The organism is Nonomuraea endophytica (assembly GCF_014203235.1).
GTDB lineage: Bacteria > Actinomycetota > Actinomycetes > Streptosporangiales > Streptosporangiaceae > Nonomuraea > Nonomuraea endophytica.
The window spans coordinates 518085-542009 of the sequence record NZ_JACHIN010000007.1; the positions used below are offsets into that span (position 1 = coordinate 518085).

17 protein-coding genes are annotated in these 23925 nt (G+C 71.2%); 4 read left to right on the forward strand and 13 right to left on the reverse strand.

Annotated features, from left to right (window positions below; translation table 11 throughout):
* Position 1 precedes the first annotated feature (1 nt).
* The 6 genes from HNR40_RS27515 to HNR40_RS27540 form a co-directional block, all read right to left on the reverse strand.
* Entirely contained in the window at positions 2–1288 is a 1287-nt protein-coding gene (locus HNR40_RS27515) for an MFS transporter (protein WP_184966196.1), read from the reverse strand.
* Between the two features lie 43 nt (positions 1289–1331).
* The gene (locus tag HNR40_RS27520) at positions 1332–2582 is read right to left on the reverse strand and encodes an erythromycin esterase family protein (protein ID WP_184966197.1); all 1251 of its coding nucleotides are present in this window, start codon (positions 2580–2582) and stop codon (positions 1332–1334) included.
* A 150-nt stretch (positions 2583–2732) separates the two neighbouring features.
* Complete coding sequence (locus tag HNR40_RS27525; protein ID WP_221340846.1) at positions 2733–4034, reverse strand: mannitol dehydrogenase family protein; 1302 nt, start codon at positions 4032–4034, stop codon at positions 2733–2735.
* Positions 4031–5239 (reverse strand): D-mannonate dehydratase ManD, encoded by a 1209-nt coding sequence (gene manD / locus HNR40_RS27530; protein ID WP_184966198.1) that lies wholly within the window; start codon positions 5237–5239, stop codon positions 4031–4033. The genes HNR40_RS27525 and manD overlap by 4 nt, the downstream gene beginning before the upstream one ends.
* Positions 5236–5961 (reverse strand): 6-phosphogluconolactonase, encoded by a 726-nt coding sequence (locus HNR40_RS27535; protein ID WP_184966199.1) that lies wholly within the window; start codon positions 5959–5961, stop codon positions 5236–5238. The genes manD and HNR40_RS27535 overlap by 4 nt, the downstream gene beginning before the upstream one ends.
* Positions 5961–7160, reverse strand: a complete 1200-nt coding sequence (locus HNR40_RS27540; RefSeq protein ID WP_184966200.1) for an AGE family epimerase/isomerase — start codon at positions 7158–7160, stop codon at positions 5961–5963. Before HNR40_RS27540 ends, HNR40_RS27535 begins: the two co-directional genes overlap by 1 nt.
* Before the next feature lie 81 nt (positions 7161–7241).
* Between HNR40_RS27540 and HNR40_RS27545 the strand changes: the two genes are divergently transcribed.
* The 3 genes from HNR40_RS27545 (at position 7242) to HNR40_RS27555 (ending at position 10979) form a co-directional block, all read left to right on the forward strand.
* Positions 7242–8225 (forward strand): LacI family DNA-binding transcriptional regulator, encoded by a 984-nt coding sequence (locus HNR40_RS27545; RefSeq protein ID WP_184966201.1) that lies wholly within the window; start codon positions 7242–7244, stop codon positions 8223–8225.
* 467 nt (positions 8226–8692) lie between these two features.
* Positions 8693–9457 carry a sugar isomerase domain-containing protein gene (locus HNR40_RS27550; RefSeq protein WP_221340847.1) on the forward strand — a complete coding sequence of 255 codons (765 nt, stop codon included), beginning with the start codon at positions 8693–8695 and terminating at the stop codon, positions 9455–9457.
* 37 nt (positions 9458–9494) lie between these two features.
* Positions 9495–10979, forward strand: a complete 1485-nt coding sequence (locus HNR40_RS27555) for a sodium:solute symporter family protein (RefSeq protein WP_184966202.1) — start codon at positions 9495–9497, stop codon at positions 10977–10979.
* On the opposite strand, the gene HNR40_RS27560 is transcribed toward HNR40_RS27555, so the two are convergent.
* The 7 genes from HNR40_RS27560 to HNR40_RS27590 form a co-directional block, all read right to left on the reverse strand.
* Complete coding sequence (locus HNR40_RS27560; RefSeq protein ID WP_184966204.1) at positions 10963–11100, reverse strand: hypothetical protein; 138 nt, start codon at positions 11098–11100, stop codon at positions 10963–10965. The two genes, HNR40_RS27555 and HNR40_RS27560, sit on opposite strands and share 17 nt — an antisense overlap.
* A gap of 115 nt (positions 11101–11215) precedes the next feature.
* Positions 11216–13126: a M14 family metallopeptidase gene (locus HNR40_RS27565; RefSeq protein WP_221340848.1), complete on the reverse strand. Its 1911-nt coding sequence runs from the start codon at positions 13124–13126 to the stop codon at positions 11216–11218.
* Between the two features lie 265 nt (positions 13127–13391).
* Complete coding sequence (locus tag HNR40_RS27570; protein ID WP_184966208.1) at positions 13392–15329, reverse strand: family 10 glycosylhydrolase; 1938 nt, start codon at positions 15327–15329, stop codon at positions 13392–13394.
* 22 nt (positions 15330–15351) lie between these two features.
* Positions 15352–17028: a glycosyl hydrolase family 28-related protein gene (locus HNR40_RS27575; protein ID WP_184966210.1), complete on the reverse strand. Its 1677-nt coding sequence runs from the start codon at positions 17026–17028 to the stop codon at positions 15352–15354.
* Between the two features lie 11 nt (positions 17029–17039).
* Complete coding sequence (locus HNR40_RS27580) at positions 17040–19871, reverse strand: alpha-L-fucosidase (RefSeq protein ID WP_184966212.1); 2832 nt, start codon at positions 19869–19871, stop codon at positions 17040–17042.
* 75 nt (positions 19872–19946) lie between these two features.
* Entirely contained in the window at positions 19947–20723 is a 777-nt protein-coding gene (locus HNR40_RS27585; protein ID WP_184966215.1) for an SDR family oxidoreductase, read from the reverse strand.
* Between the two features lie 48 nt (positions 20724–20771).
* Positions 20772–21632, reverse strand: coding sequence for a 3-methyladenine DNA glycosylase (locus tag HNR40_RS27590; RefSeq protein WP_184966217.1), 861 nt, complete (start codon positions 21630–21632; stop codon positions 20772–20774).
* Positions 21633–21687: 55 nt separating this feature from the next.
* Here HNR40_RS27590 and recD2 point away from each other — a divergent pair, with 55 nt between their 5' ends.
* The gene (gene recD2, locus HNR40_RS27595; RefSeq protein WP_312896527.1) at positions 21688–23790 is read left to right on the forward strand and encodes an SF1B family DNA helicase RecD2; all 2103 of its coding nucleotides are present in this window, start codon (positions 21688–21690) and stop codon (positions 23788–23790) included.
* Positions 23791–23925: the final 135 nt, after the last annotated feature.

Genomic DNA, 23925 nt, shown 5'->3' on the forward strand with positions numbered 1-23925 from the left:
GTCAGGGGCGCAGGCGTTCGGTGTGGGCGGTGCCGCGGAGCGTCAGGAGGGCGGCGGTGCTGATCAGGCAGGTGGCCATCACGTAGTAGGCGGGGATGTCGGCGTCGCCGGTGTTCTTGATGAGCTGGGTGATGATGAGCCCGGCCGAGCCGGAGAACACCGCGTTCGACAGCGAGTAGGCCAGGCCCAGGCCGGTGTAGCGGACGTTGGTGGGGAACATCTCGGCGAGCATCGCGGGCCCCGGCCCCGCCATCAGGCCGACCACGGCTCCGGCCACGAAGACGGCGGCGGCCTTCAGGGTCAGGGAGCCGCCGGGGTCCTGGAGGACGTTCATGAGAGGCAGCGCCAGGACGACGATGAGGGCGGCGCCGGTGGTCATGACGACGCGCCGGCCGTAGCGGTCGCTGAGCATGCCGGCCGGGATGATGGCCAGCGCGAACCCCAGGTTGGCCACGACGGTGGCGATGAGCGCCTGCTGGAAGGTGGCGTTGAGGGTGGTCTGCAGGTAGGACGGCATGACGACGAGGAAGGTGTACCCGGCCGCCGACCAGCCCATGAGGCGGGCGATGCCGAGCAGGATGGCGCGCGCGGTCTCGCCCGCCGAGGGCTTCACCTGGGTCTCGCGGTTGGTGAACGACGGCGTCTCCTCCAGCCGGAGCCGCAGCCACAGGGCCAGCGCCCCGAGCGGGACGGCGAGCAGGAAGGGGATACGCCAGCCCCACGCCTTGAGATCGGCCTCGGTCAGCAGGGTGGCCATGACCGCCGCCGCCCCGGCCCCGCCGAGCAGCCCGAGCGCCACCGTGAACGACTGCCACGACCCGTAGAGGCCGCGCTTGCGGTCGGGGGCGAACTCGGTCATCAGCGATACGGCCCCGCCGAACTCCCCGCCCGCGGACAGCCCCTGCAGAATCCGGACGAGCGTCAGCAGCCAGGGAGCCGCCGCGCCGATGGTGTCGTAGGTGGGCAGGACGCCGATCAGCGCGGTCGCGGCCGACATGAGCAGGACGACGAGGATGAGCAGCGGGCGGCGGCCGATCCGGTCCCCCAGTCGGCCGAAGACGGCCGCGCCGAGGGGCCGGAAGAAGAACGCCAGCGCGAACGAGGCATAGGTCTTGACCAGGGCTTCGAGGTCGCTCGCCCCGGCGGGGGCGAAGAAGTTCGCCGCGATGATCGTGGCGAAGTACCCGTAGACCCCGAACTCATACCATTCGATGAAATTTCCGACTGATCCGGCTACGAGCGCGCGACGTGACCGCGCCGTGCCGGTTCCATCCGCCTTACCCGTCATGCGCGAAAAGCTTCACGCACCGGCTGCATCGTGTCAATAAGCTTCAGCCCAGCATGCGCAGCGGGGTGACGGACTGCCGGTGCACGATCACGTCGAACCACTGGGTGATCGCGCCGCCGTACATGTAGTAGTCGAAGGGGCGTTTGGGGTCGTAGTTGGCGATGCCCCGCATCTTCTTGGGCTGGTTGAGCTGAGGTGGCGTCTTGACCCGCAGGTCGATGGCGTACTGGGAGATTCCGGCGTCGCCGAACGGGCGGTCGGCGAAGCTGCGGGGCGGGCGGGGGATGCGCACCGGCTTGCCGCCGACCTTCAGGGTGCCGTGGTCGAAGGTGAAGCCGATGGACAGGTAGCGCGGGCCGTACCAGCGGCGCAGGTGTGAACCCGCGCTGGCGAAGCGGCGCTCGGGGGCGGGCGGCAGCGACAGGCGCAGGTCCGGGGCGTTGGCGGTGTGCGCGCTGGCGGCCCAGTAGGCGACCTTGTCGCCGGAGAAGCGCTGCCACCAGCGCAGGTTGCGCGAGGACTGCTGGTCGCGGTAGCCGGTGTCGGCCTTGCGGTCCAGGTACTCGAAGAACGAGACGATCTGGCGGGCGTTGTGCAGGGCCAGCGCCTGCGCGCGGGAGTCCGGCAGCGCCTTGACCACGTCGTAGGCGGCGCGGGCGTGGGCGATGTACGGCTTCATGTCCCGGCCGCTCTCGAACAGCTCGCGCAGGTACTTGCCGACGTCGTCGGAGGGCGGGCGGATCTCCGCCAGGTGCTCCCTGACCGCGTCGAGCTTGGCGGGCGCCGCCTTCGCCACGTGCTTGATCACCGCGTCGTACGCGGCGGGGCGGGTGGCGTAGAACTCCACGCCGACGAAACGCACCTTGTCGGCGTGCTTCGCGTTGTAGGCGCGCAGCCAGCGCAGCACGTCCCTGACCTCCTCGGCCTGCCAGGTCGTGGTCATCTGCTTCACCACCGCGTCCAGGTCGCCCTTGCCGGTGACGACGTAGCGGTCGACGAGCTGTCCCGTGGTCCAGTCCTCCTCCCACGCGATCGTGCGGAACCCGCGCTTCTCCACCAGGTACCGCAGGAGCCGGTGCTTGAGCAGCGCCTCCTCGCGCGCCCCGTGCGTCGACTCGCCCAGCCCCACGACCTTGGCGTCCCCGACCATCCTGGCCAGCGGCGCGAGGTCGTCCAGCGGCGCGGCCGGGTCGATCGTGGCCAGCGGGACCGCGTGTTCCTTCACCCAGTCGACGACCGGTCCCGTGGTGAGCGAGAACGCGGTGGCGGCGGCGAGGGCGGCGTGCGTGATCATCTGAGGTCTCCTTCGCGATCGGCTACGCCCCCTACCGTCCTGCGGGCCGCCGTCCGCCGCGTCCGCCGCGGAGCGCCGTCACCGCTACCCCAGCCGATGTAGCACCGCGGGCCGGTCTCCTCCCGGGAGCGGATTCCGGGAGCGGTGACCTTATGGCGTGGCGAGGTACGCGCGCACGGTCGCCGCCGCCCCCTCGGCCATGAGCCGCTCCAGCGCCTCGGTCACGAGCTCACGGAACCCCGCGTGCTCAGGCAGGTCCTCGCCGAACACCTCCCTGACCGCCAGCAGCAGCCCCGCCACCCGCGCCGCGTCACCGGTGACCCTGAGCCGACCGGCCAGCGGGTCGTCCACGGCGGCAGCCGTACTCACGTGTGCCATCCACCCCGCCACGACCAGCGCGATCCACCGCGGCTCGCGCCCGGCGGCGAGCAGTTCGCGGGCCGGATCGAGCAGCCGCTGCGGCAGTTTCTGCGAGCCGTCCGCGGCGATCTGCGCGGTGCGGTGGCGCAGCTCGGGGTTGGCGAACCGCTCCAGCAGCGAAGCCTTGTACGCGCCCAGATCCACGCCGTCAAGCTCCCCCAGGGTCGGCGTCACCTCGTCCATGAGGCGCACGAGCGCCTCACGCAGCTCGCCGAGCGCCTGCGCGACGTGCTCGCGCGCGCTGAGGTAGGCGAGCGCGGAGTGGCTGCCGTTCAGCAGCCGCAACTTCATCACCTCGTACGGCCCCGCCCGCGCCACCAGCAACGCCCCCGCCTTCTCCCAGACGGGCCGCCCGGCGGCGAAGTCGTCCTCGATCACCCACTGCCTGAACGGCTCGGCGACCACCGCGCCCCGGTCCTCCAGCCCCAGCCGGGCCGCCGCCTCGGCCAGGTCGGCGGGCGTGCTGGCGGGCACGATCCGATCGACCATCGTGCACGGGAACCGGACCTGCTCGTCCAGCCAGCCGAGCAGCCGCGAATCCGCCGCCTCCCTGACCAGAGTGCCCAGCCTGACCCCGTTGGAGGGCAGGTTGTCGCAGCTCAGCACCGTGATCGGCCCCGCGTCAGCGGCAGCTCGGGCCCGCAACCCGCGCACCAGCCGGTCGACGGCAGGCCCAGCGCGATAGCCCTTCTCGGTGATCGTCACCGTGACCACCTGGGTCCCCGGCGCGGCCAGCCGGTCGGTGAGCAGGTCGTCGCCGGGCCGTAGCACCTCGGTGACCGCGCCGACGACGCGCAGGTCCGCGCCCGCGCGCACGCTGTAGAGGCCGTCCTGCGGCCCGAGCTGGTCGGCCACACCGGGACCGCGCATGGTGGCGCCGCAGATCCCCCACCGGTCGTCGCCGGTGGCCGCCATGGCCTCCTCGGTGAAGACGGCCTGGTGCGCGCGGGCGAAGGCGCCGATCCCGAGGTGCACGATCCCCGTCGCCCCCGGCTGGAAAGCCCCCTCATACGAGGTACGGCTGAGCCTCACCAATGGTGCATGCTCCCGTCCAGCAGCCGGTTGACCGGCAGGTAGGCCGGGTCGTAGGGGTAGCGCGCGGCGAGCTTCTCGTCGATCTCCACCCCGAGCCCGGGTTCCTCGCCCGGATGCAGGTAGCCGTCGGCGAAGCGGTAGCCGTGCGGGAAGACCTCGTCGGTCAGCTCGGTGTGGCGCATGTACTCCTGGATGCCGAAGTTCGGCACCGCGATGTCCACGTGCAGCGCGGCCGACATGCACACCGGCGACAGGTCGGTGGCGCCGTGCGAGCCGGTCCTGACGTGGTAGAGGGCGGCCAGGTCGAAGATGCGCCGCAGGTGGGTGATGCCGCCCGCGTGCACGACCGTGGCCCGGATGTAGTCGATGAGCTGCTCGGTGATGAGCTGCTGGCAGTCCCAGATCGAGTTGAACACCTCGCCGACCGCGATCGGCGTCGTGGTGTGCTGCCTGATGAGCCGGAAGCCCTCCTGCAGCTCGGCCGGGACCGGGTCCTCGATCCAGAACGGCGCGTATTCCTCCAGGCTCGCGCCCAGCCTGGCCGCCTCGATCGGGGTCAGCCGGTGGTGGACATCGTGGAGCAGGTGAAGGTCGGGGCCGAAGCGGTCACGCGTCGCGGCGAACAGCTCCGGGACCATGCGCAGATACTTCTCGCTCGACCAGGTCGCCTCCACCGGCCGTCTGGCGGCGGCGGGCTCGTAGAACATCTTGTCCTGGCTGACGCCGTAGGTGACGGGCAGGCCGGGGACGCCGCACTGGACGCGCACCGCCTTGTAGCCGAGCTCGGTGTAGCGGGCCACCTCGTCCAGGACCTCCGCGACGGTCTCGCCGTTGGCGTGGCCGTACACGGTGACGCCGTCGCGGGAACGGCCGCCGAGCAGCTGATAGACCGGGAGCCCGGCCACCTTGCCCTTGATGTCCCACAGAGCGGTGTCGACGGCGGCGATCGCCGTCATCGTGACCGGGCCGCGCCGCCAGTAGGCGCCTCGGTAGAGGTAGTTCCAGGTGTCCTCGATGCGGGCGGGGTCGCGGCCGATGAGCAGCGGGGCCACGTGGTCGCGCAGGTAGGAGGCGACCGCGAGCTCGCGGCCGTTGAGCGTGGCGTCGCCGAGACCGGTCACCCCGTCGTCCGTGGTGATCTTCAGGGTGACGAAGTTGCGGCCCGGGCAGGTGACGATGACCCGCGCGTCGACGATCTTCATCCGTGTGCCTCCTGGTCGGCGAAGAGCGTACAGCGAGGGTGGGTGCGCAGGGCGGAGGCCGGGCAGGCGGTGGTGAGCGGGCCGTGCAGGGCGGCCTGGAGCGCGGCCTTCTTGCGCGCGCCCGGGACCGTGACCACCAGGCGGCGCGCCGCGAGCAGCGCGGGGACGGTCAGCGTGACCGCGCGGCGCGGCACCTCGTCCAGGGTGGCGAAGCAGCCGTCGCTCACCTGCTGCCTGCGGCACGGCCCGTCCAGTTCGACCACCTTCACCGCGAGCGGGTCGGCGAAGTCGGCGACCGGCGGATCGTTGAACGCCAGGTGGCCGTTGTCGCCGATGCCCAGGAAGGCCAGGTCGAGCGGGGCTTCCGCGAGCAGCGCGGCGTAGCGTTCCGCCGCCGCGTCCGGGTCGGCGCCCGGCACGATCTCGTGCACGGCCCCGGGCCCGACTCCCCCCCAGATCTCCTCGCGCAGAAAGGCCGCGAAGCGCTGGGGCGCGTCCGGCGGCAGATCCACGTACTCATCCAGATGGAACGCCACCACCCGCGACCAGTCGATGCCGGGGGCGGCGCGCAGACCGGCGAGCATCTCGCGCTGCGACGGCGCCGCGGCGAAGGCCACCCGCGCCTCGTCCCGCTCCGCCAGGATCTCCCGCAGCGCCTCGGCCGCCGCCAGCGCCGCCGCCGCGCCGGTGGCCGTCCGGTCGGCGTGGACGCTGACCCGCATCAGCCCTCCCCCAGTTCGACGATCTGCATGAGGTTCCTGGCGATGTGGTACGGATCCTTGACCGGCAGCGCCACCACCTCGTCCAGCGGCCGCCCGTCCCGGTCACGGATCTGCACCCACTCCGCCCCGTCGTCCCGCCCGGGAAAGATGTCCAGCGTGTAGTCCCAGACCTTCCCGAACCACCTTTCCGCCGATTTATCGCCATATTTCACGGCGGCGAGGCGGGTGCTGTAGGCGGCCTCCGTGTGCACCCACCACAACTTCGTGGTCCACGTCCTGACGATCAGTTCCTCGTACGGCCCGCCGCCCCTCCGGCCCGTCACGTCGGTATAGCGCAGCAGCCCGCCCCGCTCGATGTCCCAGCCGGTGGCGCAGAGCTTGGAGATGCTGTCCAGCACCGGCTTGTCCGCCCGGTGATCCCCGAGCAGCTCCCCGGCCTCCAGCACCATCCACGCGCCTTCGAGGGCGTGGCCGGGGTTCCGGTGCCTGGCCAGGACGGTGTCCCGCTGGCCCGGATCGTCGACCAGGATCTCGGCGAACAGCCCGGTCTCCTCCCGATGCGCCAGCACCCCCTGCAAGGCGCCGGCCAGCTCCCCTCGCGGCCCCGCCGCCTCTCCCCCGGTGCGCTCGTGGGCGCGGACCTGGTCGAGGCGGGCGTTGAGCAGGATCATGCGGGCGCCGAAGCCCGAGTGGCCGGGCGGCAGCGGGTAGGGCGGGGTCGGCGGGTCGCCGTCCATGATGTCGGCGGCGACCCTGGCCAGGATCGGGTCCACCACGTCGAGCCACTGCGCCTGTCCGGTCTGCCGTGACAGCTCGGACAGGCCCATGGCCACGAAGCAGTCGGCGTAGACGCTGCGTTCGGACGGCTTCTCGGCGCCTGTCTCGTCGAGGAGGTAGGCGCAGGTGCCGCCGGGGCGTACCGCGTGATCGACCAGGAAGCGGGCGCCGCGCTCGGCGTGGGCGAGGAGCTCTTCCGGGTCCAGGGCGAGCAGGCCGCGCTCGGCGAGGCGGGCCGCGCGGGCCAGCAACCAGACGAAGCGGCCCTGCGACCACGTGTACTTGTCGGTCGACAACCTGGTCCTGCCCCGGTTGTCGAAGCAGGTGTAGTAGCCGCCGTTGACCTCGTCGATGCCGTTGGCCAGCCAGAACGGGAAGATGACGTCCTCGAGTTGCCGTCGTGCCGCGTGTTCCGGCCCCATGCCGCCCCTAGGGTCGTGAAATGAAAGCGATTGCATGGATTCTGTCTTCGCTAGAGTTACCCGTCAAGAAGGGAGCGTGAGGTGGGCCGCGCGACGATCTACTCCATCGCCGCCATGTGCGGGGTGTCGGCGGCGACCGTGTCGCGCGCGTTCAACCGGCCGGAGCTGGTCAGCCCCGTCGTCCGTGAACGGGTGCTGCGGGCCGCCCGCGAGCTCGACTATCAGCCCAGCTCGGCGGCGCGCGGGCTGGTCACCGGGCGGGCCGGGATGGTCGGGCTCCTCGTCCCCGACATCACCAACCCGTTCTTCCCGCTGCTGGTACGCGCCGTGCAGCGCACCGCCGACCGGATCGGCAGCGCGCTCATGCTCATCGACGCCGAGGAGAGCGCGGCCACCGAAGTACGCCTGGTCAACCAGCTCCGCGGCAAGGTGGACGGGGTGATCGCCGCCTCGCCCCGCTCACCCGCAGCCGCCCTGCGCGAGGCGGCCGGCGAGCTGCCGATCGTGCTGGTGAACCGGACGTTGCGCGAGATGTCCTCGGTGGTGTGCGACAACACGGCCGCGCTGTTCGACGCCGGTGAACATCTTTACGGGCTGGGCCACCGCTCGTTCGCGCTGCTCGCCGGGCCGAGCGCGTCATGGGCCGCGGGGCGGCGCGCGCAGGCGGTGCGGCGGTGGGCGCGCGGGCGGGGCGTGGACCTGGTGGAGCTCGGGCCGTTCCGCGCCACGTACAAGGGCGGGCGGCAGGCCGGCGAGGCCCTGATCGGCACCCCGGCCACGGCCGCGTTCGCCTTCGACGACCTGATGGCGTGCGGGGTGCTCGCCGAGCTGGCGGCGCGTGGGGTGTCGGTGCCCGGCGACCGCAGCGTGGTGGGCTGCGACGACGTCCTGCTCGCCCAGACCGTCACCCCCCGCCTGACTACGGTGTCTGCCCCCATGGACGACCTTGGCCAGACCGCCATGGAGGTCCTGACCAGGCACATCGAGGCCCCCGACGCACCCCCGGAGTCCCGCCGCCTCCCCGGCGTCTTCACCCCCCGCGACTCCACCGGCCCCACCCCCTGACCAGGACACCGCCCGCCTCCCGGACCAGGCGGCACCCGCACTGCGTGCTCCAGGCAACGCCCGACAGAAGCCGTCCCGGCACACACGCGGCACACGACGCCCATGCCGAGACGCAGCGGGCATGGCGAGGGGGCGCAGGCAAAGCCTGGCGCGCTGTGGCGCAGCGCAGCGTGCCGCAGCGCAGGGCGGCACAGGGGAGCGCAGCGTGGCGCGGCACCGCGTGGCGCAGCGCAGCGCAGCGCAGCGCAGCGCGGCACGGCACGGCGCGGCGCGGGCAAGGCCTGGCGTGACCTGGCGTTGTGAGGCGTGGCGTGGCCAGGCGGGCGAGGCGAGGGGTGTGCGGGCTGGGGTGGTGGGGTTGGTGGTGTGGTCAAGGGTGGAGAGGTTGTGGGGGGTTGACCTCGGGTGAGGGGGCGGCCTAGATTCCGTGCAATCGCTTTCATGCCCCGGCCGGAGGAGTCGAGCCCGTGACCGGACCCGCCGCGCTCATGCGCGCCTACTTCGAGACGATCACCGACCTGCTGGCCCGGATCGAGGCCGAGGAGGCCGACAGCATCCGGGCCGCCGCCGTGCTGGTCGCCGACCATGCCGCGCGAGATCGGCTGATCCATGTGTACGGACCTGGCGGCCATTCCAACCTCGCGGCCCAGGAGGTGTTCTTCAGGGCGGGCGGCCTGGTCAACGTCTCGGCCGTGCTGGACGAGGGCACCCTGCTGTCCGGTGGCGCGCTGCGCTCGATGGCCATGGAACGCACCCCCGGCTACGGCAGGCTCGTGGTCGAGGACAACCGGATCGGCGCCGGAGACCTGCTCATCCTGGTCAACGCCTACGGGATCAACGCGGCGCTCATCGACGCGGCCCTGACGGCCGGGGAGCGGGGCGCCACGGTGATCGGGGTGTCGTCGCGGATTCATGCCGATTCCACCGCCCCTGATCACCCGGCCCGTCATCCGTCGAAGAAGAACCTGCACGACCTGGTGGACGTGCACGTGGACACGAAGGTGCCGGTCGGCGACGCCGTACTGGAGATCGACGGGATCGATGAGCGGGTCGGCGCGATCTCCACGTTCGCCAACGCCTACGCCCTCAACTGCCTGATGGCCGCGGCGATCGCGCTGCTGGCGGAGCGGGGCGAGAAGCCTGACATCTGGCGCAGCGGCAACGCGCCCGGCGGTGACGAGGCGAACGCCGTGTTCCTGCACCGCTTCCGGGGGCGGGTGCGCTGGTTGTGATCTGACCTCCTTCCCTCAACCCCCCAAGGGAGCCTCGATGGGCGTGCTCGACTGGTTGGTCATCTGCGGATATTTCCTCGTGATGCTGGCGATCGGATGGTGGGCCAAGTCCCGCATTCATGACGCCAGGGACTTCTTCACCGCGGGCGGCCGGATGCCGTGGTGGTTGTCGGGCATCTCGCACCACATGTCCGGCTACAGCGCCGCGGTGTTCGTCGGCAACGCGGCCATCGCCTACACGGCCGGTTTCACCCTCTACGTGTGGTGGGCGCTGGGCATCACGATCGCGATGCTGATCGGGTCGGCGTTGTTCGCGCCCAGGTGGCCGAGGTTGCGCCGGCGGCTGGGCATCATCTCGCCGCTGGAGTATCTGTCCACGCGCTACAACGTGCCCACCCAGCAGGTGCTGGCGTGGAGCGGCACCGCGCTGAAGGTGTTCGACGTGGGCGCCAAGTGGGCGGCGACGGCGCTGCTGCTGCAGGTGTTCGCCGGGGTGCCGATCGCGTGGGGCGTGCTGCTGACCGGCGGCGTGACGCTGATCTACTCGACGATCGGCGGGCTGTGGGCGGACGCGCTGACCGACCTGGGGCAGTTCGTCATCCAGCTCGTCGCCGGGATCACGTTGTTCGTGGCGGTGCTGGCGAAGCTGGGCGGCGTACCTGCTATCTGGACTCTTTGGGACCGGCTGCCGGAGGGGCACGGACAGCCGTTCAACGGCTCCTACACGATGGCGTTCGTCATGGTCTACCTGCTGATCAACACGCTGTCCTACAACGGCGGCACCTGGAACCTGGCCCAGCGCTTCATCGCCGCGCCCGACGGGGCGTCGGCGCGGCGGGCGGCGCTGCTGTCGGCCGGGCTGTATCTGGTCTGGCCGCTTGTGTTGTTCTTCCCGATGTGGGCGGCGCCTGTGCTGCTGCCGGGGCTGGAGCAGCCGGACCAGTCGTACGCGCTGCTCACCCAGTCCTTGTTGCCCAGCGGCCTGATCGGGCTGGTGCTGGCCGGGATGTTCGCGCACACGATGGCCATGACCTCCTCCGACGCGAACGCGATCTCCTCCGTGGTGATCCGCGACATCGTCCCCGCGGTCTGGAAGCGCGCGAGTCACCTGTCGTCGGCCACGGAGCTGCTGGCCGGGCGGGTGGCGACGTTCCTGTTCATCGCGCTGTCGATGGGCATCGCGCTGACCGCCGACAGCTTCGGCGGGGTGCTGGGGCTGATCATCCTGTGGTTCGGCGCGCTGGTCGGGCCGATCGCGATCCCGATGCTGCTGGGCATGCTTCCGGCGTTCCGGCGCTGCGGGCCGTTCGCCGCGATCGCCTCGTGGGCCACGGGACTGGTCGTGTTCGCGCTGGTCAAGTATGTCGTGGTGGTTCCGCGGTGGGTGGAGGTCGGCGGGCCGGTGCTGTGCTCGCTGGCGGTGTTCGTGCTCATCGGCCTCCTGCTGCCGTGGCGCAGTCAGGAGGCCGACGAGCTCGTGGACTCGCTGGACAGTGAGCCCGAGGTCAGCGCCCGAGCTTGATCCGGACCAGGTTGCGGGCCTTCAGCGCGTAGAGCGTGTCGCCGCCGGGGGCGGCGGCCAGCAGCGGCTGGTCGCTGTAGGCCTGGGCGGCCAGGCCGTCGACGACGGTGGTGACGGTCATCGCGCGCGGTCCAGCCAGTAGATCTGCCCAGGCCGTTATTTGCGCAATTCGTGTCACGCACGCGCAGAAGTGAGCAAGAGTGGTGCCCGCCCCTCACGGAGCGGGCACCCGTGACTCAACCCTTGTGCCGGTAGTCGGCCGCGACCCCGATCAGGCTGATCAGCCCGGTGGCGAACTCCAGCGCCTCCTGATGCCCCTCCTCGAAGGGCGGCTGGAAGCCGACTCCCTGCCACGTCTTCGTGACCGGGTCCCAGATGTCGCTGCCGACCTCGAAGTCCCAGCCGTAGACGCCGTAGTCGTACCAGAGCTCGTCGGCGGAGTTGCCGGCCGCCGAGTAGAGCACGTCGGTGACCGGGCCCGTCTGCTGCGGCCAGGTCACGGTGCCGCGCGAGGAGGCGATGGCCTCCTCGATCGTCCGCGCCGACTTGAGGAAGTAGGCCTCCTCACTGGCGCTCGGCCGGGGCAGCGGGACCCGGCCGTCGAGCTTGTAGGCTCCGGGCGGCCACATGAAGTAGCCGCCGTAGCTGTGGACGTTGAGCGCGAACTTGATGTTGCGGAAGGTCTTGGCCAGCCAGATCACGTTGCGGCTCTCGGCCTCGGAGTGCTCGGCGGGACCTGCGTAGTTGCCGCTCTGGCAGTTCGGCGAGGCGCCGAAGTAGCCGTCGAACAACGAACCGGTGGCGTAGTTGCGGTTGATGTCCACGCCCCACGTGTTGCGCAGCGCCGGGTCGGCCTGCTGCGCGGGGCAGTGGTTGACCATGTTCTTCCGCTGCAGGTTGAAGTCGTAGAAGCTGTAGTTCGCGCCGTCCGGGTTGACCGTCGGCACGATGAAGATGTCCGTGCGGTTCAGCAGCCTGCGGGTGGCCGGGTCCCGGTGGTAGTTGCGCAGCAGCCGCTCGGCCGCCTCGATCGTGACCAGCGGGGTCACCCATTCACGCGCGTGCTCCTGGGCGTAGGCGAGCACGCCGGTGCGCGAGCCGTCCCGCCGCTCGCCGACGCGCAGCGCCAGCACCGTCGCGGGCTTGCGCGAGACGCTCGCGGGCGCCTTCAGGAAGTCGGTCAGCTGGGTGAGCGCCGCGGCCGCCACCACGCCCGTGCCCGGGTCGTTGCGGTACGGCGCCGCCTTGACCAGCGTGCCCGCACCGGCGTTGATGGCGGCGATGACCTGGGCCGAGGTGCTGACGAGCGCGCCGGTCGGCCCGGTGGCGAGGCTCACCGAGATGAGCTTGCCGTTGACGGTCACCCGCAGCGGCCGGTCGGGCGCGCCCGGGTCCACCAGCTCCACGGCCAGGTCGTTGCCGCCCTCGGAGCCGTAGGCCAGCGAGCTGACCACCACGGTCCCGAACTGCGCCTGGGCGTGGCGGCGGTAGCCGTTCGTCTTGTTGGGCAGCGCGATGATGTCGGTCAGGTGGGGATAGCGCCGGTGCAGCGCCCGTACGCGCTCGTTGAGCTGGTCGGGCGGCATGTACTGGGTGACGAAGTCCTTCTGGTATCCGGGCACGTTGCGGTCGGGCCGCTCGCCGTCCGGCCATTCCCTGACCCGGGCCTGCGCGGTGCCGCCACCGGCCGAGGTGACCGTGACCCATTGCGGACGGCTCGTGACCGCGGACGGCGTCGCGAACTGGTGCCCGAGATAGGCGCCCGCGTCCACGTACGCGACCATCGGCACCTGGCCGCCACTTCCTCTGGAGCCGCGCCAGGCGGCGGTCAGCTGGGCGGGGCCGCCCGCGCTGCTGGTCGCCTCGACCGACAGGAAGTAGCCGTCGCGCGTCTTCCACCGGACGGCGCGCTCGATCACGATCTGGTCGGCGACGGCGGCGCCCTTGGCCTGGGGCGGGGCGGGCGCGGGGGCGGCCGGGTCGGCCTTGGCGACGCCGAGCGGCTGGAGTTCTGCCAGCTGGCTCGGGGTGAGGACGGCGTCGACTCTGATGCTGCCGTCCGGTTGCGGGCGTACCCGCTCGGTGAGGTCGGCGCCCTGGGCGACCAGGCGTTCGAGGGTCGCGCGGTCGGGGACCGAGAGGGTCATGAGTGAGGTGGGTTCCGGTTCCGCCGGGGGCGCCGCCGTCACGGCGGCGGGCACGGCAGGGGTCGCGGACAGGACGGCCAACAGGGTTAACGCGAGGACACTTGCTGACGCACGTAAGCCACGCACGGGCTCCTCCTAGATCAGCCTAGGAGATCATTGAAAGCCGCCACGGCGGGCCCGGCAAGGCTCGCGTGCTTGCACGGACGCCGTGGAAAACGGTTTCCCGGGCGCGGTCGGCCTTTCCACCTGCGCGTCTGCTGAGGGCTCAGACCTTGGTGATCCGGACCGCGTCCGCGATCACGTAGCCGGTGGTGGAGGTCCACCTGCTGACGCCGACGACGTTCGCGGTGCCCTCGGGCAGCGTGAAGGTGCCGAGAACGCGCCACGCCCCGCCGCCCGTCCGCTGGTCGACCCTGATGGTCTGCCCCGCGACGAGGTACGGCGTGGCGCTGTTGTATCCCGGATCGGCCGGATACCAGACCTCGACCCGGTAGCTGCCGGCCGCCGGGATCGCCGCGCTGAACCACGCCGGGTCGCTGGCCGCCACCGGCGGGGCGTAGCGGTAGTCGGCGCCGTGCCGCTGTGCGGAGAAGGTGGAGGTGCCCCAGTTCGCCCCGGCGGTGAACCCGGCGCCCGCGTTGTCGACGATGACGCTGAACGTGCCGCCGTCGCCGCCGGTCACCACCCGGCCCGCGCTCTGACCGCTCTCCTGGTGGGTCCGGTTGAGCGCGCTCACGTAGTAGGTGTAGGTGCTGCCCGCCGCTGCGGTGGCGTCGGTGAACGTGGTGGCGCGGGTGGTGGTCAGCAGGTTGCGGGCGTCGGCGAAGAAGCAGGGGTCGGCGGCGGGCGAGCCGTTCACCCGGTAGACGGCGTAGGCGGTGCCGCCGCCCTGCCAGGCGAGCGCCACACCCCCGCTGCCACGCGTGGCCGAGGTGATCGACGGTACGGCCGGCGCCGCCGCCGAGCCGTGCTCGGGCAGGAGGGCGGGCTTGGTGTAGTGGGCGGCGGTCATCGTGGAGACGCTGTTGATCCGGTTGGCCTTGACGTCCTTGGCGCTGAAGAAGACGTCGCCGCGTACCTCGGGATGCTGGCGGTTGTAGGTGAGGTGGTCCGACAGCTCGGCGGTGCGCTGCCAGGCGGGGTCGACGCCGGCGCGGTAGGCGGCCTGGCCCACGTAGAGCTGCACGTCCGTGCCCCTGACGACGCCGGCCCACCAGGCGGTCAGCACCTTGTAGTCGGCGACGTTGTAGCCGAGGTGCCAGTAGAGCTGGGGCGTGATGTAGTCGAGCCAGCCTTCCTTCACCCACCGCCGCGAGTCCGCATATATCGCGTCATAGGACTGCAGGCCGGAAGTGTTGGAGCCGAGCGGGTCCGCGCTCGCGTTCCGCCAGATGCCGAACGGGCTGACGCCGAACCGCACATGCGCCTTGGCCGCGTGGATGCGCTGGCCCAGCTCCTTGATCAGCAGGTTGACGTTGTTGCGCCGCCAGTCGTTGATGTTGGTGAAGCCGTTCGGGTACTGCGCGAACGTGCCCGAGTCGGGGATCGCCTGCCCGCTGACCGGATACGGATAGAAGTAGTCGTCGAGGTGCACGCCGTCCACGTCGTACTTGGTGACCGCGTCCATCATCGCGTCCTGGATGAAGGACCGGACGGCGGGAATGCCGGGGTTGTAGTAGAGCTTGCCGCCGTACGCGAAACGCCAGCCGGGGTTCTTCCTGGCGGGATGCGTGGAGATGAGGCGGTTCGGATCGGCGTGGTTGGCGACCCGGTAGGGGTTGAACCAGGCGTGGAACTCCAGGTTCCTGGCATGCGCCTCGGCCACCATGAACGCCATGGGGTCGTAGCCGGGGTTGCTCCCCTGCGTCCCGGTCAGCCAGTTCGACCACGGCTCGAACGGCGACGGCCAGAACGCGTCGGCCGTCGGCCTGACCTGCACCACGACGGCGTTCATCCGCTTCTGCACCGCCAGGTCCAGCCATGAGCGGAACTCGGCCTGCTGCGCCGCCACGCTCAGCCCGGTGGCGCTGGGCCAGTCGATGTTGGCGACGCTGGCCACCCACATCGCGCGGAACTGCCGCTTGGGCGTGGCCGGATCCACGGCGCAGGCCACGGCCGCCGAGGCGGCTGCGGCCGGCGCCGGGTTGAGGAGGGACGTGAGGAGGAGGGCAAGGACGGCTAAGACACCACGACCTGTCGTCACGAAAGAAAGCTTCTTCTCCCTATCAGTCCCTGTCAATAATCTCCCGCTGCGCTTGGTAAAGGTCCTGGACGCGTGGCCGTACCCCGTGATCGCCCTGGAAGGTCTCCAGGTCACCGGTGAAGTCGGGGGTGAGCTCGCTGCCGCCGCTCGCGCCCTGGATGCCGATCGACACGCCGCGCGGGGCCACGTCGGCGATGGTCAGCGCGTACGGGCTGCCGCCGGTGACGCGGACGTTCCAGTGCGCGATGCGCGCGCCGAACAGCGGGCCCGAGGCGCCCGAGCCGCCCACGCGGCCGTTGTTGACCAGGGTGATGTCGGTCCTGACGTTCTCGAACGGCAGGCCGCGGTGGGTGTCGAAGGTGCCCTCTGCCATGGTGCCGCGCCGCCAGACGTTGCCCGAGGACAGGCCCTCCAGGTTGAGTCCGTGGTGCACCGCGCCCGTGGGGACGGGGACGGTGAAGGCCTCGATCTCGAAGTGCTCGACCAGGTTGTCGTGCGACTGCATCCGGCAGGCGAAGCTGTGGTGCGCGGCCCGGCCGCCGACGGTCACCCGGCTGAGCGTGTTCGACTTGGCCGTGGTGAAGCCGAAGCCGAGGTCGCAGTTCTCCACCCGGACGTCGTAGGCCCAGCAGTCGTGCACCGCCTGGAAGCAGACGCCGTTCGAGCCGGGGTGCCGGTTGTGGGCGGTCATCGGGACGACGGCGTTGCGTACCGTCAGGCGCTCGACACCGCTGTCGTGCACGGTCGGGCCCAGCGTGCGCAGCCGGGCCGGCCATTCCGGGCGCAGGTCGTAGCGGATCGGCTCGGCCAGCCTGACCAGGCGCGGGCCCAGGACGGCCGCCACCCTGACCGGCCACTGGAAGGACGAATACTGCACGTACTGCCCGCCGGATCCGGTCACCAGCTGCGGGGCCCGGCGCGGCCAGTCGTAGGTCCTGGTGCCCGGGATGTCACCGGCCACGTGCTTCAGCAGCCCGGCGTCGGGCCGGTTCTCGGTCTCCAGCAGCACCATGTCGCCCGCGCGGAGCTTGGCGGTGTCGGAGACCATGAGCGTGCGCGCGCCCCGGGTGGCCGCGGACACCTCGGCGAGCGTCTCCCCCATCAGCCAGTTCTCGGTGCCGGCGAAGTCCTCCGACTCCGACAGCGCCCGGCGCTCCGGCGAGATGAACCACACCTGTCCGCCCGTCCACGACCAGCGGCTGTTGCCGTTCGACTGGCGGGCGGGCCGGTAGCCGTCGTCGAGGCTCCTGGCGAAGTGCAGGATCGTCCGATCCCTGCCCGAGCCGCGCAGGACCACGTTCGACCAGTGCATGAAGACCGGGCAGTTCAGCAGGTACGTGCCCGGCGGCACCAGCACCACACCGCCGCCCCGCTCCCCGGCCGTCTTGAGCGCGGCGTTGAAGGCCGGGGCGCAGTCGGTGCTCCCGTCGGCCTTGGCGCCGTGGTCGGTCACCTTCGTCACCACGCGGCCGTTTTTGGGCAGCCGGGATCCGAGGCGGTAACCGGCGCGGGAGACGTCGGGGACGAGCGGGTGGGCGCCGGGGGCCAGCGCCCAGTGCTCCAGGAGGGCGGCCGAGTCGTCCTTGGGTCCTCGGTCTTTCGCGGATAAGGCCCCGTGCGCCGGGGTCGCGAGGGCGGGGACCGCCGCGGCGGCCACCGCCACGCCCAGCAGGGCGCGGCGGGTCACGGTGTCGTGCATGCTGGTGCTCCTCAGCCGAGGGAGAGCCGGTCCAGGTCGGGTGCGGAACCGGTGTCGTTGTGGATCTTGATGGTGTTCTGCCCGGCGCCGAGCGTCACCGGGACCCGGGTGGTGTAGGGCGTGTTGTTGCCGACACCGTCCACCCGCACCTCGACCGGCGTGCCGCCGTTGACGGTGACGAAGAACGAGCGGGGGCCGTTGACCGTGTAGTCGGCGAACAGCGTGTAGGTCCCGGCCGAGGGCACGCTCACGTTCTCGAACAGCACGTACGCGTCGGGCCCGCCGCCAAGGTTGCGCACCTTCTGCCCGCCTGAGCACGGGCCGCAGCCGGTGATTCCGGCGCTGCCGAGCTGGTTGACCGAGTCCTCGGCTTCGCGCATCCACACCCGGTCGGCCGGGCGGGGCCGTACCCGGACCTGCTTGGAGGTCTGGGCGGGGCGGCCGAGCACCTGGAAGGCGGCGGTGATCGGGATGTCGGCCGGGGTGACGTCCTGGCCGGGCGGCGAGGTGAGCGTCCAGGTCGCGGAGAGCGTCTGGCCGAGACGCAGCGTGGCGGCGGTCGCCGGGTCGCCCTGGACCGTCCAGCCCTGCGGGGCCGCCGGCGCCAGCCTGACCTGGTCGAGCTGGTCGTCGGCGTCCAGGCGCAGCGTGGCCGAGACCTTGATCGCCTGCTGGCCCGGCCCGGCCCACTGCAGGCCGCCCGGCTCGACGGTCAGCGTCGTGGTCGGGACCTGGGAGGCGGGCGGCAGGGGCGCGACCGCGATCCGGTCGATCCCGGCCGCGCTCGCCGACAGCACGATCGTGTTCGCGCCCTTCCTGAGCGGTACGGCCAGCGCCGTCGCGACCGGCACGTCCCTGGCGTCGGCCTTGACCGGGACCTCGATGGGCGCGGCCCCGTTCACCGCGACCTTCACCGAGGTGTCCGTGCCGGAGGTGTGGTCGAGCTGGAGCCGGTAGGTCCCGTCCTCGGGCGCCGTCACGTCGTCGAAGGTCAGCGTGCCGTGCCGCAGGCCGGTGATCCGGAGGTGGCCGGAGCAGGTGCGGCACAGGTCCGGGCGGGCGCCGCCGGCGCGGTCGGCGTGCTCGGCCTCCAGGGGCGCGGCCGGGCCCACCGAGAACGGGTGCGCGTAGGCGACCTTGATCTCGTCGATCTGGAGCTGGCGGTGGTAGCGCGGGGCCTGCGGGCCGCCCCAGGTGTTGAGCACCTCCAGCTTGACGTAGCGGGCACGCTGTTCGCCGAGGTCGATGAACTGCACGCCGCGGGCGCTGGGCAGGGCGCCGGTGCGTACGGGCTTGCCCCAGATCTTGCCGTCGGAGCTCAGGTAGACGCGGTAGTCCTTGACGCGCGCGGAGTCCTCGGGGCGGCCGAAGCTCTCGCGGGCGTAGGTGGGCGACCATTCGCGCTGGTTGACCGCCAGCGAGGTGAGGGCGCGGCGGTGGCCCAGGTCGAGGGTGGTGGAGATGGGGAGCTGGCCCTTGTTATCCCAGTAAGTCGAGAAATTTCCGTCTACGAGCTCCGGGGCGGTGGCGCGGATCTTGTCGTGGTAGAAGCGCTGGCCGGCGGTCTCGACCTTGAAGACGGTGTCGTACGGGTCCCAGTCGGTGACGCCCAGGATCGTCAGGTGCCCGGCCGACTGGTGGAAGCGCAGGCTCCTGCCGGTGCGCAGGTCGCTGACGCGGGTGACCCAGTATCCATTGTCGCGCAGCCGTACATGGTCGGTGCGGGGGCGGGTCACCACGTGGACGTACTGGGTGCGCGCGCCCGGCTCCACCGTGACCACCCCGTGCGCGCCGTCGTTCCAGAAACCGGGCTGCATTCCGCCGTACATGTAGCCGCCGCCCTCGGTGCCGTAGAGGGAGGAGCGGATGGGCGGGACCCACCCGGCCATGAAGTCGTTGAACGCCTCCTGCTGGGGCGGGAACCTGCCGTTGACCATCGGGGTCTCGGCCATGAGCGACTTCATCGACGAGCCCGCGTTGGTGATGTAGCGGCCGGTGCTGAGCCGGGTGTCGACGGGGTGGTTGCCGCCGTCGTACCACCACTGGCCGGTGGTCGGCAGCTTGTAGTCGGCCTCGACCAGGCGCGGCATCGGCGTCCACGCGGCCTGCGGGTAGTCGTAGGACGGGGTCATGCCGGTCTTCTGCTCGTTGCTGACCGTGTCCATGATCGGCGTGTCCTCGTTGTTGTTGCTCAGCAACCAGGACGGGCGCCGCTCCCTGATCTGCTCGTAGAGCTTGTTCTGCTCCCAGTAGGCGTTGTCGTTGTCGATCCAGAAGCCGGCCAGGTCCGCGTAGTTTTCCATGACCTCGAAGAACAGGTCGTAGGAGTACATGCCGAAGCCGTCGCGCGTGGTCAGGTCCACCTGCCGGCCCTTGTAGGCGGAGTAGGCGGCCGAGTCGAGTGTCTGGACGCCCTGCTCGCTGTGCCACTGCGGGTCGTCGGTCATGTAGAGGATGATCCGCACGTCCTTGGCCTTGCCGGCCGCCACCAGCTCGCCGAGCAGGTCGCGCTCCGTGGCACAGCTTCCGGGGATCTTGGACGGCCACGGGCGGGCGTACCCGAGCCTGCTGTGGAAGGTCGCGAGCACGATGTACGAAGCGCCGAGCTTGCGCGCCTCGTCCACCCAGTAGTCGGCGGTCCAGCCGCCCCCGGTGACGTCGCGCTCCCAGGCGGCGCAGTCGAGGTGGCGCGGGGCGGTGAACATGCCCCAGTGAAGGAAAAGCCCGGCGGTGGAGTCGCGCATCCACTTCTGGCGCGGATGCTCGACCTCCGCCCGGGCAGGTTGGGCCCAGAGCAGGCCGGATAACAGGACCAGGATGACGGCGAGCGCGCGAGATCGCATGGCACCTCCAGACATCCGATGATTGCAAGCGGTTGCACTGGGGTCAAGCGCGCTGTCCGCCGGATGGTCCGGGGGCTACAGCGACTCCACGAACCTCGACATCCCGGCCAGCCACCGGTCGGGATCCTCGGCCTTGCGGCGCACGTACTCGGGCACCTCGGGGTGCGGGAAGATGAAGAACCGCTCGGCCTCGACGCCCGCGACCACGGCGGCCGCGACCTCCTCCGGCTCCAGGATCGGGCCGGAGGCGCCGACCGCCCGCGCGGTGAGGTGGTCCTCCTCGACGCCGCGCCGGAGCATCCCGGTCCGCACGCCCTGCGGGCACAGCACGCTGACCTTGACGCCCTTGCCCGCGTAGTGGATGGAGACCCATTCGGCGAAGGAGATCGCCGCCGCCTTGGTGACCGCGTAGGGTGCGTCGCCGGGGCAGCTGATCAGCCCGGCCGCCGAGCAGGTGTTGACCAGGTAGCCGCCGCCCCGCTCGACCATGCCGGGCACCACGGCGCGAGCGGCGTACACGTGCGCCATGACGTTGACCCCGAACAACGTGCCCCACTCCGCGTCGCTCGCGTCCAGCCCGTGGCCGGCGATGACGCCGGCGTTGGAGCAGAAGAGGTCGACGGGGCCGAAGGGCGTGCTCGCCAGCGCCGCCACCCCGCTCTCGACGGACACATCAGCCTGTACGGCTACCGCCCGCTCGCCGATCTCCTTGGCCACGGCGGCGGCGCCGTCACCGTCCAGGTCGGCGACGACGACCCCGGCGGCGCCTTCGGCGGCGAAGCGCAGTGCCATCGCCCGCCCGATCCCGCCCGCCGCTCCGGTGACCACGGCGACCTTGCCCCTGATGTGCATACACCACGCTCCTGTACCGACCAGCCGGTATCTAGAACATAGTTCTCCTCACGCCGGGGCGTCAATCGCCATCAGCTCCTCGCACACGCCCAGCAACCGCCCGCGCAGCGGCGCCGCCCGCTCAGCGAACCCCCGCTGCAGCGCGGCGTACTCGGTCCGCCCCGCCACCGTCTCGATCGGGATCGGCCGGTAGCCCAGCGCGCTCAGGTCGTACGGGCTGGCGCGCATGTCCACCTCGCGGATCTCCCGCGCCAGCGCGAAACAGTCGGCGATCAGCTCGCTCGGCACCAGCGGCGACAGCTTGTAGGCCCACTTGTAGAGGTCCATGTTCGCGTGCAGGCAGCCGGGTTGTTCCATTTCGGCCTGGCGTTCGCGGGTGGGCTTCAGCACGTTGAGCGGCCGGGCCGCCTCGGTGAAGAACCGGAACGCATCGAAGTGGCTGCAGCGCACCCCGCGCGCCTCCACCACCGCCGCGACCTCCTGGGGCGCCATTCTGAGGGGCTGTTTGGCGTGCCGTACCGCGTCGGTGCGATAGACCATGGCCCACTCGTGCATCCCGAAACATCCGAACTGTCCGGTACGGCCGGCCGTCGCCCCCAACAGCCGCGCCGTCCACTCGACCATGGCCAGCCGCTTGTCCAGCAGGCTCTCGGTGTCCAGTCGCTGGCCGCCCTCGACGTCCACGTACTCGGCCCCGAGGCCCTCGGCCCCCAGCAGCACGACCCCGGCGCCCGGGTGCCAGCGGCGCAGCTTCGCCGGGCGGAAGCTGTAGTAGCTGAACAGGAAGTCCTCGACCGGATGCGTCTCGCGCTCCTGTCGTCTGCGCAGATGAGGGCCGACCCAGGCGTCGACCCGGCGCTCGTGCGCCTCGGCCCGCGGCCGCCACTCCCGCTCCTCCAGCGTCTTCACCGCATCATGGTAGGCGTGACTTTCTCTGTCGGTGCCATGGCCTAATGTTCGAGACGTGGAAGCGTCCGTCGAACAGCTGGTCTTCGTGCGTGACGACGCCTACACCGTCGCCCGCATGAGCGGCGACGGCCAGCCCGGTTTCGTGGCGGCCGGACGGGCGCTCGGCGGCGTGCAGCCCGGGGAGACGGTCAGGCTGCTGGGCGCCTGGGAGGAGCATCCGCGCCACGGCCGCCGCTTCGCCGTCACCGGCTGCGAGCGGGTCACCCCGTCGACCGTCCGCGCCATCCAGCTCTACCTCGGATCCGGCCTGATCAGAGGCATCGGGCCGAGGCTGGCACAGGCCATCGTCGGACACTTCGGCGAGCAGAGCCTCACCGTCATCGACGCCGAGCCCGGCCGCCTGCGCGAGGTCATCAACATCGGCCCCGTCCGCCAGGCCCAGATCGTCGAGGCCTGGCGGGAGCAGAAGGCGGTCGCCGAGCTGATGGTCGTGCTCCAGGGCTTCGGGGTCAGCCCGCTGCTCGCGGCCAAGATCTACCAGGTGTTCGGCGCCGAGTCCGGCGAGGTGCTGGCCAAGGACCCCTACCAGCTGATCGACCGGGTCAGGGGCATCGCGTTCGCCACCGCCGACCGGATCGCGTTGCGCTCCGGCGTACCCGAGAGCAGTCCCCAGCGCATCCAGGCGGCGCTGCTCGACCGCCTCGACGCCGCGGCCAGCGGCGGCGGCCACTGCTTCCTGTCCCCCACCGCGCTCGTCACCCAGACCATCGACCTCATCGAGCAGGACGAGGACCTCATCAGGCAGGGCCTCGACGCGCTGACCGCGGAGCGCCGCGTCGTGCGCGAGGCCGACGCCGTCTACCCCAAGGAGCTCCACAGCCGCGAGCTCAGACTGACCACCGAACTGGCCCGCCTGGCCCGCGCCCGCTCCACGCTCACCCTGCGCTCCTACCAGGAGGACGAAAGCCTCGACGACGACCAGCGCGCCGCCGTCACCATGGCGCTGACCAGCACCCTGTCGATTCTCACGGGCGGGCCAGGCTGCGGAAAGAGCCACACGATCAAAGCCCTGGCCGCGACCGTACGCGCGATGGGCGGCGCCGTCACGCTCTGCGCCCCCACCGGCAAGGCGGCCAAACGACTGTCGGAGCTGGCCGGGCTGCCCGCGATGACCATCCACCGCGTGCTCTCCCACGAGCCCGACCCCGACGCGCTGTTCGACGAGACGCCCGTCCGGGCCGACCTGGTCGTGGTAGACGAGGTCTCCATGCTGGACCTCGGCCTGGCCACCAGACTGGCCGCGGCACTGCCGTCCGGCACCCACCTGCTGCTCGTCGGCGACAGTGACCAGTTGCCCAGCGTGGGTCCCGGCAGCGTCCTCGCCGACCTGCTCGCCGTCGAGAGCATTCCCCGCGTACGCCTGACCCGCGTCTTCCGCCAGGCCGAGGGCAGCGCCATCATCAAGGCCGCCCACCGCATCCGAGCCGGAGACCTGCCCGCGCTGCCGGGCGGCGGCGGCTTCTGGTTCGAGGAGCTCGACGACCCGGAGGCGATCGCCAACCGGGTCGTCCACCTGGCCACGGTCGCGATCCCCCGCAAACAGCAGATCACCCCCGCCCAGGTCCAAGTCCTCTCCCCCATGCGCAAAGGCACCACCGGCACCGCCGAACTGGGCCGCCGCCTCCAGGAAGTCCGCAACCCCGCCGCCGACGACAAGCCCGAACACTGGTCCGGCGCCACCCTCTTCCGCGTGGGCGACCGCGTCATGCCCATCCGCAACAATTACGACAAGGGCGTCTTCAACGGCGAAACCGGCACCCTGACCCGCCTGGTCCCCGAAGAACGCCAAGCCGACGTCCAGATCGACGACGGCGACCTGGTCACCTACACCTTCGACGAACTCGACGACCTCACCCACGCCTACGCCATCAGCGTGCACCGGGCCCAGGGCAGCGAGTACCCGTTCGTGGTCGCCCCGATGGTGGCCGAATCGGGCGGCATCATGCTGAGGAGGCGACTGCTGTACACGCTGGTCACGCGGGCACGTTCCTGGGTGGTCCTGGTAGGCCAGCGCAACGCCCTCGACCTGGCCGTCCACCGCCTCGGCCACCGCCGCAACACCACCCTGACAGCCCGTCTGCAGGCGGCGGGCCTCTGAAGGCAAGGTGCTCCGCTTCGCTCCGCGCGTTTCCTGGTCAAAGGACCTCGCTCCGCTCGGGCGCCCTTTCCAGGATCAAAGGGCCTCCCTTCGGTCGGGCGCTCTTTCTTAGGTCCCACCCGTTGCCCAGCCAAG

What these genes read in the sequence shown, in the direction of transcription:
- HNR40_RS27540 (WP_184966200.1), bottom strand. Translation starts at nt 7,160, where the DNA reads ATGGGGCCGGAACACGCGGCACGACGGCAACTCGAGGACGTCATCTTC.
- HNR40_RS27555 (WP_184966202.1), top strand. Translation starts at nt 9,495, where the DNA reads ATGGGCGTGCTCGACTGGTTGGTCATCTGCGGATATTTCCTCGTGATG.
- HNR40_RS27585 (WP_184966215.1), bottom strand. Translation starts at nt 20,723, where the DNA reads ATGCACATCAGGGGCAAGGTCGCCGTGGTCACCGGAGCGGCGGGCGGG.
- HNR40_RS27535 (WP_184966199.1), bottom strand. Translation starts at nt 5,961, where the DNA reads ATGCGGGTCAGCGTCCACGCCGACCGGACGGCCACCGGCGCGGCGGCG.
- HNR40_RS27565 (WP_221340848.1), bottom strand. Translation starts at nt 13,126, where the DNA reads ATGACCCTCTCGGTCCCCGACCGCGCGACCCTCGAACGCCTGGTCGCC.
- manD (WP_184966198.1), bottom strand. Translation starts at nt 5,239, where the DNA reads ATGAAGATCGTCGACGCGCGGGTCATCGTCACCTGCCCGGGCCGCAAC.
- HNR40_RS27575 (WP_184966210.1), bottom strand. Translation starts at nt 17,028, where the DNA reads ATGCACGACACCGTGACCCGCCGCGCCCTGCTGGGCGTGGCGGTGGCC.
- HNR40_RS27560 (WP_184966204.1), bottom strand. Translation starts at nt 11,100, where the DNA reads ATGACCGTCACCACCGTCGTCGACGGCCTGGCCGCCCAGGCCTACAGC.
- HNR40_RS27580 (WP_184966212.1), bottom strand. Translation starts at nt 19,871, where the DNA reads ATGCGATCTCGCGCGCTCGCCGTCATCCTGGTCCTGTTATCCGGCCTG.
- HNR40_RS27520 (WP_184966197.1), bottom strand. Translation starts at nt 2,582, where the DNA reads ATGATCACGCACGCCGCCCTCGCCGCCGCCACCGCGTTCTCGCTCACC.
- HNR40_RS27515 (WP_184966196.1), bottom strand. Translation starts at nt 1,288, where the DNA reads ATGACGGGTAAGGCGGATGGAACCGGCACGGCGCGGTCACGTCGCGCG.